Below are 12,571 nucleotides of genomic sequence, written 5' to 3'. Positions count from 1 at the left end.
CACCAGATCATATGAGTGCTTGCTTTTGTCATAACGGACGCTAATGTAGCAGCCGAAGAATTACGCCGCAAGACATCCGGGAATTTTTTGAATAAATCTTTCTTGTGACTGAGCAATGAAGAAAGCTATTTGCATGAGTTTTCACTCTTTTTGGCGAAATGAGTGTTGAGCATCACTCGCCATCCCATGAGGTTTTGCCGTTTGCATTTTTTTGCAGGCAAAAAGGTAGAAAATCAAGAATTAGTTGTAATTTTAATTTGATCCAACCTAACCAAATAGCTTTACTTTTTTATCATTTTGGCCTGAGTATAGATACTTTTAACTTTGCTTTATGGATGTTGTCGATCAACTAAGTGTTTTGGTTCATTTATCGAGGGTAGATAAATACGTAGCCCCGTCTGAGTCAAAACTGATTCATTACATAGGTGCGCTCAATGGCTTGTCAAAGGATCAGATAGAAACGCTGATTGATCACCCAAAGCCAATGCCCACGCTGGATGGTGTCAACGAAGACGACAGGCTCGACTACCTTCTGAACATTGTGCAGTTAATGAAGGTAGATGGGAAAGTCTTCACCAGCGAAATCGAGTTTTGTGAAAAAATAGCTCTTAAACTTGGGTATTTGCCCGGTGTGATTGCTGAACTTTCGCAGTTTACTTATGCAGACCCGGAAATCAGCACAAGCAAAAAATTCCTGAGACAACTGGCTCAGAAATATCTGATCAAGAAATAACTCAGGGGCCTCTGCGATTAGGGTCATTTCCTCCCACGCCCCCTCCGTCGGCACCCGGAATTCCTATAGAACCGTCAGAAGCCTTTATAAAGAAGGTGTGATCAACTCTATGAAGAACACCGTTTGAAGCTTCAAAATCGCCAACTATGACATTTGACACTCCGTTGATCGACACATCACTATTCAATCGTGCTATAAGTGCTTCAAACCCATTGAATAACGTAGGATAGCCAAGCTCTTCGCCGAAATTCTTCAGGAATAACCGGTCATCGACTACATGATACAGCACTACAATTTGTAAATCCTGAGGGCTTAGATTGGCAAGGCCTTCTGTAAAGCCAAATTCTTCAAAGAAGGTCAACATCGCCTCATTGGTGGGAGCGAAAACAGTGTATGGCCCTTGCTCCTCAAAAAGTGGCTGGAGACCAGCCACAACAATAGCGTTCTCGAAAATGCTAAGCTCTTTCGCCTCTTCTATTGCCTGCCAAAGGTTGCCCATTTCCTTGGGTGATTCTTGGTCACGGCAAGCACTCTGGAATAGCAGGACTATTCCCATCGGGAAAATAAGTACAATTTTTACCAGGCGATTCACTTAAGCAATAACTAACTCAAATTTGAATGTAGGCATTAGCTGGGGGAAAAGAAAGTCAGCCAGTTCGATAAAAGAGTACCTTTCGCTGTAAAAATCAATAAAAAAGTCTCTCATTAATGAGAGACTTTCACCTACGATTGGTTGAAATATGCTTACTGAGCCTTTGCTACCTGAATATTTCCCAGGATTTTAACAACATCGCCTACCACCACACTACCAGCTTCGGTAACGCCATTCCACTTGAGGTCAAATTCCTTTCTGTTCACTTTCCCTTCTACCTCAAAACCTGCTTTAGTATTGCCGTATGGATCAACTGCAATGCCTCCCAACACCACATTCAAGTCTACTGGCTTGGTAATGTCACGGATTGTAAGGTTTCCTGAGAGAATGAAGCTTTCCTCATCAACTTTTTTGATGCCAGTGCTTTCGAAAGTCAACGCAGGGAATTTCTCCGCATTAAAAAAGTCATCGCTTTTGAGGTGTCCGTCTCTTTGCTCATTGCCTGTATCAATTGTGCTCACATCGGCAGTCAGCTTTATTTGTGCAGTTGTAAAATCGTCGCCTTCTGTGGCTACCTCCACATTGAAGTTTTTGAATGAACCGGTTACTGTTGAAATAACCAGGTGCTTCACCTTGAACTGAAGTTCAGAATGCATAGTATCAAGGTTCCATTGGGTCAGAGTTTGTGTTTCCATTGTATATATTAATTTAAATGTTTGTACTTATATGTATATACATACAATTGATTAAAATTGTTTCACTTTGAGAAAAAAATATTCATTTTAGTTGAGGTAGGGCCTCAAATAGCAGTTAAAGCCCTTTTTTAGCCAGCTCATGTGAATTTGGCTGAGACGGCAATCAGGTTCAGCGCTTTGTCCTTTTCGTCTGGAGTGTTGGCGTTCATCATAAATGCGTGGTCTGCCACATTCACCAACTCAATATCTGAATTGATCAATACCTTTCTCGGACAGGAATAGCCTTGTGATAGATAGTTGAGCAGCACCTGATAAGCCTTTGGCTCCCAAATGGTGATAAGAGGCTCAGGGAAGTCGGTCTCGGGGTTATAAAAAGCCGTTGCTACCTTTGAAGGGTTTCTCCGCTGTAGCAACTGATCAATGTGGCTCTTACCCAAAAGTGGCAAATCGCAAGCCACAGTAAGCCAGGCCGCATTCGGGTCGCTCATCAATGCCGACAAAATGGCTCCATACGGCCCAAGGCCTAAAAAACGATCCATAACTGTATTTGCTTCCTCAGAGACAGAGTAAGTCTGATCGGTTCTGATAGAGAGGTGAGGCTGAATGCCTACCACATTCATCAAATCATACAAATACTCTCTTTGTGGCTTTCCATGATAGAAAATAAGCCCCTTGTCAGTCTCCATTCGCTGGCTTTTACCTCCAGCCAATACAAGCCCTTTGACAGGTGCCACGGAAAGGTCGAGTTGCGATGCCACCCAGTTGATGATCCTCTGTGCGTCGCTGACAGAAATAACGGGCGTGCCGGGGTTCATCCGTGCCTGTACCTCGTCGGGAATCTTTGTTTGCCCTTCCGCCATTAAGACCAGGCAGATATTGGTGAGCCGGTCTATCTTCTTCGCAACATCCTTTCGTGGATCAATCACCACGATCTGCCGGGAAGCAGTGAAATGATTTCCATTGATAAAGATGGCATCGAGTGGATTGAAAATAGCTTTTGTCGCAAAGGGTGATGGTGCCGTTGCGTGGTCGAACCGAAAATAGTTGATTTTATTGGTTGCCTCCAGATATGCCTGCCCACTAAGCATGGAGGTTTTATACTCTTCTTCTGAAGCCTTATGGTCTTCATCTAAATAAGCCAGTTTCCATTTTTCACCCAGAGCAGCGCATAGGCTGCCGACCAGCTTCCTGATTTCTCCGCAAGGTGTTCCCAATATGGCCCACTCCTGGCGGTGATAGCTGCCGCCCATTGGCTTGGCTAACTTGGCATGTTTGCTATGCTTCTCTTTTGAAATCGCTTTTTCCTCCACGCTTCTCCAGTAGTTTGATTTCTTTAATGACAATGTCGTGCGAAAGAGCCTTGCACATATCGTAAACCGTGAGTGCCGCCACTGACGCTCCGGTCAAAGCCTCCATTTCAACACCTGTCTTACTCTCAATCTTTGTAGTGCACTGAATGATGAGCTCATTGCCTTTCCATTCCGTGTCAAATGAGCAACTCTCCAGACCTAACGGATGACACATGGGTATGAGTTCCCCCGTTCTTTTAGCCCCCATGGTACCAGCAATGATGGCCGTTTGAATCACGGGCCCCTTTTTCCCCCAGAGCTCTCCATCTTTCAACAAGGACATCACCTCTTGCGGAAGCACAACAATGGCTCTTGCAGAAGCCATTCTTTTCGTCACCTTCTTTTCGCCTACATCCACCATGGCTGCCTGCCCCTCTTTGTTTACATGGCTAAGTTCCTTTTCTTTAATGTTCATTTACTTTGAGCTGGGATTCAGTTAAAGAATACTCGCTAAAGATAAAAAATAAAGTTGGACAGTTGATCTAAGTACGTCAAACCAATGATTTCAGTTAACGAAGCTACTTCGCTTATTTTGTCGGCCCAGCTCAGGTTAAAGAAAGAGCACGTGAACCTGCAGGAGGCGTCGGGCAGGGTGCTGGCCATGGAGGTTTTTGCAGACAGAAATTTCCCTCCCTTCGACCGGGTAACGATGGACGGCATCGCATTTTCCTACAAAGCGTATGAAAATGGACGCAGAACCTTTCGGCTTGAAGGCACCCAATTGGCAGGTGAAGAGGCAAAAAATCTTCAAAACCCTGACGCAGCTTTGGAGGTGATGACCGGTGCCGTACTGCCTGGCAGTTGTGATACTGTGGTGCCCTACGAAGAGATTGAGATAACCAATGGAGAAGCCACTTTGTCTGGTAAACAGGTAAAGGAAGGTCAAAACGTACACAAAGAAGGACGAGACCAGAAAAAAGGCACTAAGCTTTTGGATGTCGGCACACTCATTCGTGCGTCGGAAATTGCCGTGCTGGCAACGGTGGGAGCAGCCGTGCCCAGGGTATTTTGCCTGCCAAAGGTGGCTGTTATTGCCACCGGCGATGAGCTAGTGGCTGTAGATGATCACCCTGAGCCCTATCAAATACGGTCTTCCAACAGTCAGGCGCTTGCAGCCGCCCTTCAAAGATGGGGTGTGGAGCCTGAGGTTTTCCATATCAGGGACGACAAAGAAAGCCTGACGGAGCAACTTGGAAACATTCTGAAGCAGAATGATGTGTTGCTGCTGAGTGGTGGCGTGTCAAAAGGCAAGGCTGATTACCTGCCGGAAGTACTTGAGTCGCTTCAGGTGCAGAAAGTATTCCACAGAGTGGCACAAAAACCAGGCAAGCCGTTCTGGTTTGGCCGCATCGAAGAGAAAAAGTTTGTGTTTGCGTTTCCCGGCAACCCTATTTCGACATTTATGTGCTTTCACAGGTATTTCCTGCCCTGGCTGAAGGCCTGTCTGGGCATTGCACCTACGGAGCAACACGCCAAACTGAGTGAAGATTTTGACTTTGAGCCGCCTCTTACCTACTTCCTACAGGTAAGGACTCATTTGGACACGGAAGGCGTTCTTTGGGCACAACCACGGTCAGGTGGTGGATCGGGTGACTTAGCGAACTTGCTATATGCCAATGCATTTCTCGAACTGCCACCGAATCGCCAAAATTTCAAAAGGGGCGAAAGCTTGCCGCTGATTACCTACAACCCTCTGTAATAGCAAAGGCAGAAGCTAACTGCCTCTGCCCCTGCTCACTTTGTTAAGAAAGTTGCCTATTGAACTGGTGTTAAATAGACTTCCTTGTTTTTCTTGCGGCCATCATGGCTTTTTTCATAAGCCACTAAATTCTTTCCATCGAACATCCAGAAGTCGTCTTCATCGTCATCACCTATGTTGAAATGATCCGAATCACTGATCCAAAGCTCTCCATCTTTATTAATGTGCCACTCTGAATATTCAACATCGGTCTCACCAAAGGCATTGGTTTCGACCCTTAGTCGATTATCAGGAAGAAATTCAAATCGAATATCAATCTTCTCAATAATATTGAAAGCGAAGTCGGTGATCGTCTCAGCAAAGATTTGCGCCACAATATTGTCTTCATCCTCAATCTCCTCTCTCACTTCATCCTTGTCGACGTCGATAACAAGTTTCCAAACGCCTTTAAGATCTCTTTCATTCACACGTCGTTGCGCATTGGCGGCAACATAAGTAAATGCAAATATTCCGATCAGTAATAGTGTCCTTTTCATTTTGGTAGTATTTTGTATTACAAGGTACTATATATACTATTATTCATTAAGAAAGGTTGCATTAAATGCGGGAAAGTGTGACAAAACCCTCTTGAGTCTTACTTATGCTTGTTGGAGGTCCTTTTTTCGAGCACCTTCAGCTTTAGCTTCAAAAGTTTGGTGTCTGCCTGATGATAGAAAATAGTACTAACCAATGCGGCCAAAATGACCCATGCGCCTTCTCTGTTCAAGTCGAGAAACATTGAAAGGTTGGCCAGGTTCCAAACGACTACAAACAACACTATCGAATTGAGGATGATGGATAGGTTTTTCGAGATCGACTTTCTGGTTTCCAGTTTCTTGATTTGCCTATTCAAATCACTTTCTTCGGTCTCGTCAGTCATGGCCATTAGACTTGATCGAACAACATTTTTCGCACCTGGTAGCCAAATACCAGCACCACTACAATCAACAGGATAAAGGAGGAACCAAGCATCACCTTGTTGCCGACAGAGAAAATAACAGGCTCGAAAGTAAAGACGATCTCATGGTCTCCTGCAGGCACCTGAAGCGCCCGGAGCACGTAGTCGGCCCGGAGGATAGGTGCTTCATTTCCATCGATGCGGGCTACCCACCCCTCAGGATAGTAGATTTCGGAGAAGATGGCCAATGCCTCGCTGGAAGAGCTTGACTTGTACACCAGCTTATTAGGTGCGTAACTCTGTAAGGCGATGGTACCGGAGTCGTCATATTCAGTAGCGGCTACGTCAAACTTGGTAGCATCAATAATGGCTACCGATTTGGTGTCTGTACCACACAAAACGTCTATTTCCTCATCAGCTGAATTTACTTTATAAACGTTGGAGACGAACCAGGCAGGCCCATTGGCATCTCCATTTCTAAGCACCTCCCCTTTATTATCGCCAAATTTGAAGTACCTGGTATTAAGCATGTTGACTACTCCAAGTCCTGAAAAATCTCTCGAGCCAGCCTGCACAGTGGAGTACAACTGGTTAGCCTCAGCCGACAGGCAGTACTCGATCAAATCCTGATACCTCCTAAGCTTAGCAGCATGATAGCCGCCTAGGGAGTGGTGAAAATAGGACGTTTGAGCGTCGTTGAAGGGGTCGTTGAGATTGAAGACCCGGTAATAGTCTTTGTCACTCAAAATCACCTGGTCTGCCTCAGAGGGGGCAAAGAACTGACGAGCTGGGTTCGTTGTGAAATTCTTGTCGTTCAGGTACCTTCTGCTTACAGATATCACATCCACAGAGGTGACCACAACGAGCAACAGAGGAGCCCATACGGCGGACAGTTTGCCCTTTGCCCAGAAATAGATACATGTTCCCGCCGCAACGATGAACAAAAGTGACCTAAACGCATCCGCTCGAAGCAATGACGCTCTGTCGATACGGAGCGCTTGTAACAACCGGGGGTATTGCTCAAGCCCTGCGTCATTTGGACTTGCGTATCCCCCCATACCAGCAAACACGATGGCCAGTAGGGCAAAACCGCCCGTTGCGCCGAGGGCGATGTAGAAGCTCTTCATCCATTTTTTATCAAATGATTTTTCCAGGCCAAGCTGAAGCCCCAGCATGCCCAACAGTGGCAGACAGAGCAATGGCATGAACAAGGCAAAAGTCACTGACCTGAATTTATTGTATCCGGGGAAGTAGTCGAAGAGAAAGTAGTTGAATGAAGAAAAGTTCTTACCCCACGTGAGTGCGATGCCAAAGGCAATCACCACAAACATCCAGTACTTTTGTTTGCCAGGCAACACTATACCCCCAAGTACTGCGAGGAAAATGATGATGGCACCTGCATAGTATGGCAACGTACCCGGCTGGTTACCCCAGTAGGCGGGCAGGCCATTCAATTGCTGGGCTACCTGCTGACGGGGCACTCCCATTTTTTGTAGCTCGACGGCCGCAGCTCCATCAGTGTCGAATCCGCCGAACATGGCTCCCCCATAAAAATTGGGGATGAACATTACGATGGGCTCGAAAATGCCGTTGCTGTGGTTGAAGGCATAGCTTTTGCCCAGGCCGTCAGCATTGGGCTTGGCTTCTTTTTGGGCTGCCAACTCGGGCCTTCCCCTTTGCGTGTATTTGGCGTAGTCGTAAGTTGCCCAAAACTCACCAAAGAAGGTTCCAAGGCCCAGTAAGGCTGCTAAAATGAGCACAAAACTATGTTTTAGAAATGGCTTCAGCAGCCCTTTCTGCGTCTCCACCACCAACCGAGCTATGGCATAGATGATAATGATAAGCAGTAAATAGTAAGTGATTTGAAGGTGGTTGATCCGCAGGTGCATGGCCAGCCCTAACGCCGCCAGTGCAAACCCGATTCTCTTTTTGCCATCGTAGGCCTTGTGAATACCCGCAAGAATAAGCGGTGCAAAAGCAATGGCTCCCAGTCTTGCGTTGTGGCCGGCCACCAGGCAAATCATGTTGTAAGAAGTAAAGGCAAAACCGACCGCCCCCACTATGGCCAGGTAGGGAGTGACACCAAAAGCCAGAAGCAAAATGTAGTACGACACCATGCTGGCAAACACCACCCTGACAGGATGGGGCAGCCATAAGCTGTATGCCGATTGCAGAAACTCCACAATATCATTGCTCCAGTCCACATCGATCATGTAGGCAGGCATGCCGCCAAACATGGAATTGGTCCAGAGTGGCTCCTCCCCGGTCGTTTCTCTGAACTCCTTTATCTCCTGCACCGACCCCTGCCATTGTAGAATGTCCTGCTGATTGATGTTTTTATTGTCAAAAAAAACAGGACTGAAGAAAAATATAGTCAACAAGTAAAAAACTGCTATTGCTATAAGGTGTTGTATGACCTTCTTGCTAAAGGTAATTTTCATGTGTTACAATTTTATAATTTTCAAGAGAGCCAAAAACTAACCCCCTCCTCACCACCCTCACAGTAGTAGTATATTGACCACAATGACTAACTATCATCGTCTCAATGGCTTTTCGGCCATTTACCCAAGCCCAGATTCTATCCGGCAATAATATAATTTCAATGCCGATTTAAGAACGAACGTTCAGATTAAATTGAGTTAACCGGAAGGAACGAAAAGATAAAATTATGTATTTAGCAGACTTTTATAAGAAAACGTGCTATTCAATTACTTTAGCATGACCAATAGTTTTATGAAAAGCGAGCATTCGAAAAGTATAGGTGTGGTTGGTGGAAGCCGTGGTATGGGCAAGTGGCTGGTGGAATTTCTATCTGACAGAGGCCACAAGGTAAGCTTCACTTCAAATGATGAATTAAGTCAGTACAGCTCTAACATTGAGCTTGTTGCGGCCTGCGATGTGTTGATTCTGGCAGTACCAATTTCGGCCATGGAGGGTGTGCTTGCCGAAATATACCCATCGTTGAATGACAAGCTTTTGATAGACGTATGCAGTGTCAAATCGGGCATAGTAGCTGCTCATCAAAAAATCTCGCAGGAACAGAGCGATATTTCTTCCCAATACATTTCTATTCATCCCATGTTTGCCCCTTCGGTGAAGAATGTGGAAGGCCAGGTAGTGATCTTTAACTACAGTGTAAACGTTGAGACAGAAACTGAGCTTTACTGGAAAACCCTGTTTTCGGAGCAAGGAGCCCTTGTGCAGGACATCTCTTATGATGAACACGACAGGCTAATGGGTGTGATTCAGGGACTGAACCACTTCAATGTATTTGTGAGTGCGAAAACCCTGGCGCATATGGGGGCCAATCTGGATTTCATCAAAAGTCTCTCTTCTCCCACCTACCGGATATTCCTGCTTTTCTACACACGGTATGTGCTGCAAAACCCCCGGCTGTATGCAGAAATACAGATCTTCAACCCGTTTGTGAAGGAGGTTACACAGTTGTTTATGAAAGAGGCTGAAATATTGCTTTCCCTTGTCGAAAAAAGAGACTTCGAAGGCTTCGAAAACTACGTAAAAGAGATACAACCTTTCTTTAGCGACAACAAAGAGGACTCGGTTTTATCAGACAAGCTCATCGACGCCCTGGGGCATTTGTTAGCGGACACACCCGCAAATAAGTGATATTTGGCATTACCTTCCGCACTGCCTGTCCAGCCACACTTCACCAATAATTACCAACGACAGCCTGCTGTTTGAAGCTTGGACTTTTATGGAGTATATTACTTTCAGTTTCGATAGTCAATAACTCCCTTACAATGAAAAAGCCTACTTCAAACAGACGGAATTTTATAAAGAAAGCAGTAGGAACCTCGCTGCTGGCTGGTGCTGCCCCTTCGCTGCTCATGGCAGGAAAAAGCAAACAAACCTTTCTTATCAAAGAGCCTGAGAACGAGCTAAAAAAATATGCTGCCAACGACAAAGTCAATATTGCCGTCATTGGCATGGGCATCATGGGTTTCAACAATTTAAGTACGTCGGTACAAATACCTGGAGTAAAGCTTGTGGCCGCTTGTGACCTTTACACAGGGAGGCTTGATCGCACCAAAGAGCTTTACGGAAAGGACATTTTCACCACAAAAGACTACAAAGAAATACTAGACAGAAAAGATATAGATGCGGTGATCATTGCCACTTCTGACCACTGGCACGACCGTATTTCCATCGATGCCATGAACAAAGGCAAGCATGTGTATTGCGAAAAGCCCATGGTACACCGCCTCGACGAAGGCCAGGCAGTCATAGACACACAAGCCAAAACGAAGAAAGTGTTTCAGGTAGGCAGCCAATCGGCCAGCAACCTGGTGAGCCATAAAGCTAAGGAGATTTATGAGTCCGGCGCCATCGGGCAGTTGATCATGGTGGAAACTTACAACGACCGCCAGGGCGGCAACGGTGCCTGGCAGTACTCAATTCCCACCGATGCCAGCCCGGCCACGGTTGACTGGGACCGCTACCTTGGCGATGCACCAAAAGTGCCCTTCGATGCCAAGAGGTTCTTCCGCTGGAGAAACTATCAGGACTACGGCACAGGGATAGCAGGCGATCTTTTCGTTCACTTGTTCACCAACTTCCACACGATCACCGGCTCAACGGGGCCCAACCGAATCTATGCGTCGGGTGGCCTTCGCTATTGGAAAGACGGCCGGGACGTGCCAGACCTGATGTGCTCCATCCACGACTACCCTGCGACTGCCAAGCATCCAGCCTTCAATTTACAAATGAGGGTCAACTTTGTAGACGGCGGAGGTGGTGGCTCCAGAGTACGCCTGGTGGGCAGCGAAGGCACCATCACTCTCGGCTGGAGTGGACTCACTGTCGAAAGAAACAAAGCCAAAAAAGCCCCGGGTTACGGCGGCTGGGACAGCTTCAGCACTTTCACAGAAGCGCAGCAAAAAGAATTTGAGAAGTGGTACAAAGCGGAGTTTCCGCCTGAAGCACCCGAAATGCTGATACCGGAAGTAGAATACAAGGCGCCACAAGGCTATAGCGCCGATATTTCGCATCATACCAATTTCTATGCGGGCATTAGAGAAGGTAAGCCCATTCTGGAGGACGCCTTGTTTGGCATGCGGGCAGCAGGTCCGGCGCTGTGCTCCAACCTGAGCTACTTCGAAAACAGAATTGTGAACTGGGATCCTGAAAAAGCAAAGCTCGCTTAGCAACAAGCAGTTGGCAAACGCAACTACGTACAGCACCTGGCATATTGAAAAATGTCGGGTGTTTGTGTTTTTTACCGAATTGCAGTAACTAATACCATGGAAAGAAGAAACTTTATCAAAAATGCCGCTGGCGTTGGCGCACTTGGCTTAATGACACCAGCTTCTCTATCTGCCTTCCCCACTGGTGCACAAATAGCAGCAGAAGACGACAGATCTTATTGGGTAAACATGCTTGTCAAAATAGCTGACCCTGTGCTGACGAACCTGGCGGCAGGCACACTGAAGAAAAACATGCCGGTGGAGTGCAAAGAAGGGCAGGAAGCTTCAAGACGGCAAGTCACCTACCTCGAAGCTTTCGGAAGGCTTCTGTCAGGAATGGCCCCCTGGCTGTCATCAACAAGCCTAACAGGCAAGGAAGAGGAGCTTCGGAAAAAATATGCGACCCTTTCAAGAACAGCCATCGGCAAAGCGGTAGATCCCGGCTCTCCTGATTTTATGAATTTTACCGAGCATGCTCAGCCCCTGGTGGATGCGGCTTTTCTGGCCCACGCATTGATCCGTGCCCCAAAAGAGCTTTGGGAGATGCTCGATAGCGCCACGAAACTTAATCTGAAAAATGCATTTATCTCGAGCCGGGTGATCAGACCCTACCACAGCAACTGGATTCTTTTCAGTGCCATGGTGGAGGCGGCCCTGGCCAAATTTTACGATGAAGGCGACGCTGTAAGAATAGAGCTTGCGGTGAGACAAATGGAAAGCTGGTACAAAGGCGACGGTGTTTTTGGTGATGGTGAAGACTTCCACTGGGATTATTACAACAGCTACGTCATCCAGCCTTTTCTTTTGGACATCACTTCCACGATGATCCCCTTTGACAAACGCAACGATCAGTATTTTCAAAAGGCATTTGACAAGTTCCTAAAAATCGGGCAGCGTTATGCCGCCATTCAGGAAAGGCTGATCATGGCTGATGGCTCCTTCCCGCCTATTGGCCGCTCACTACCCTACCGAATTGGTGCCTTTCAGTTGCTGGCACAAATAACACTAATGGAAAAGCTTAGCGAAGGGATATCACCGGCCAGCATCCGGTCGGCGCTTACCACTTCCATGAAGAAAATAATGGGTGCAGAAGGCACATTTGACAAAAATGGCTGGCTCACCATAGGGTTCTGCGGGCATCAACCTGCCATTGCCGAGGGCTACATATCCACCGGCAGCCTCTACCTTTGCTCCATGGCTTTTCTACCACTTGGGTTGCCATCCAACAACGCTTTTTGGGCGGAACCGGCGGCAGACTGGACTTCCAAAAAAATATGGAATGGCGTAAATGTACCCGCCGACCATGCGATGTCTTTGTAACCTGATTGCGACTCCCTACCAGCCTGTTTAGGTAAACACTTA

The 12,571-nt window shown here is 46.7% G+C and carries 12 protein-coding genes; 5 read left to right on the top strand and 7 right to left on the bottom strand.

The window, feature by feature from the left end; translation table 11 throughout:
* Window positions 1-331 precede the first annotated feature (331 nt).
* On the top strand, window positions 332-733 hold the full coding sequence (locus tag RIF36_RS19090; protein ID WP_339786015.1) for a tellurite resistance TerB family protein: 402 nt from the start codon (window positions 332-334) through the stop codon (window positions 731-733).
* 1 nt (window position 734) lies between these two features.
* On the opposite strand, the gene RIF36_RS19085 is transcribed toward RIF36_RS19090, so the two are convergent.
* The 4 genes from RIF36_RS19085 to moaC form a co-directional block, all read right to left on the bottom strand.
* Entirely contained in the window at window positions 735-1,232 is a 498-nt protein-coding gene (locus RIF36_RS19085; RefSeq protein ID WP_350129316.1) for a fasciclin domain-containing protein, read from the bottom strand.
* 245 nt (window positions 1,233-1,477) lie between these two features.
* Window positions 1,478-2,020, bottom strand: a complete 543-nt coding sequence (locus RIF36_RS19080; protein ID WP_339786020.1) for a YceI family protein — start codon at window positions 2,018-2,020, stop codon at window positions 1,478-1,480.
* 137 nt (window positions 2,021-2,157) lie between these two features.
* Window positions 2,158-3,330 carry an NTP transferase domain-containing protein gene (locus tag RIF36_RS19075; RefSeq protein ID WP_350129319.1) on the bottom strand — a complete coding sequence of 391 codons (1,173 nt, stop codon included), beginning with the start codon at window positions 3,328-3,330 and terminating at the stop codon, window positions 2,158-2,160.
* Window positions 3,296-3,784 (bottom strand): cyclic pyranopterin monophosphate synthase MoaC, encoded by a 489-nt coding sequence (gene moaC, locus RIF36_RS19070; RefSeq protein WP_350129322.1) that lies wholly within the window; start codon window positions 3,782-3,784, stop codon window positions 3,296-3,298. The genes RIF36_RS19075 and moaC overlap by 35 nt, the downstream gene beginning before the upstream one ends.
* A gap of 84 nt (window positions 3,785-3,868) precedes the next feature.
* On the opposite strand from moaC, the gene RIF36_RS19065 reads away from it, so the two are divergent.
* Window positions 3,869-5,068 carry a molybdopterin molybdotransferase MoeA gene (locus tag RIF36_RS19065; protein ID WP_350129325.1) on the top strand — a complete coding sequence of 400 codons (1,200 nt, stop codon included), beginning with the start codon at window positions 3,869-3,871 and terminating at the stop codon, window positions 5,066-5,068.
* Window positions 5,069-5,124: 56 nt separating this feature from the next.
* On the opposite strand, the gene RIF36_RS19060 is transcribed toward RIF36_RS19065, so the two are convergent.
* The 3 genes from RIF36_RS19060 to RIF36_RS19050 all read right to left on the bottom strand — a co-directional run bounded on the left by RIF36_RS19060 (window position 5,125) and on the right by RIF36_RS19050 (window position 8,446).
* Window positions 5,125-5,604, bottom strand: coding sequence for a hypothetical protein (locus tag RIF36_RS19060; protein ID WP_350070178.1), 480 nt, complete (start codon window positions 5,602-5,604; stop codon window positions 5,125-5,127).
* A 98-nt stretch (window positions 5,605-5,702) separates the two neighbouring features.
* On the bottom strand, window positions 5,703-5,987 hold the full coding sequence (locus RIF36_RS19055; RefSeq protein ID WP_350129328.1) for a hypothetical protein: 285 nt from the start codon (window positions 5,985-5,987) through the stop codon (window positions 5,703-5,705).
* Window positions 5,988-5,992: 5 nt separating this feature from the next.
* Complete coding sequence (locus RIF36_RS19050; protein WP_350129331.1) at window positions 5,993-8,446, bottom strand: YfhO family protein; 2,454 nt, start codon at window positions 8,444-8,446, stop codon at window positions 5,993-5,995.
* Window positions 8,447-8,723: 277 nt separating this feature from the next.
* Here RIF36_RS19050 and RIF36_RS19045 point away from each other — a divergent pair, with 277 nt between their 5' ends.
* The 3 genes from RIF36_RS19045 (at window position 8,724) to RIF36_RS19035 (ending at window position 12,529) form a co-directional block, all read left to right on the top strand.
* Complete coding sequence (locus RIF36_RS19045; RefSeq protein WP_350070187.1) at window positions 8,724-9,632, top strand: prephenate dehydrogenase/arogenate dehydrogenase family protein; 909 nt, start codon at window positions 8,724-8,726, stop codon at window positions 9,630-9,632.
* A gap of 134 nt (window positions 9,633-9,766) precedes the next feature.
* Window positions 9,767-11,170, top strand: coding sequence for a Gfo/Idh/MocA family protein (locus tag RIF36_RS19040; protein ID WP_350129334.1), 1,404 nt, complete (start codon window positions 9,767-9,769; stop codon window positions 11,168-11,170).
* 96 nt (window positions 11,171-11,266) lie between these two features.
* On the top strand, window positions 11,267-12,529 hold the full coding sequence (locus tag RIF36_RS19035) for a DUF2264 domain-containing protein (protein WP_350129337.1): 1,263 nt from the start codon (window positions 11,267-11,269) through the stop codon (window positions 12,527-12,529).
* The last annotated feature ends 42 nt before the right edge of the window (window positions 12,530-12,571 follow it).

The sequence above is a fragment of the Imperialibacter sp. genome (assembly GCF_040222815.1).
Lineage (GTDB): Bacteria > Bacteroidota > Bacteroidia > Cytophagales > Cyclobacteriaceae > Imperialibacter.
This window is presented reverse-complemented; position numbering and strand designations above follow the sequence as displayed.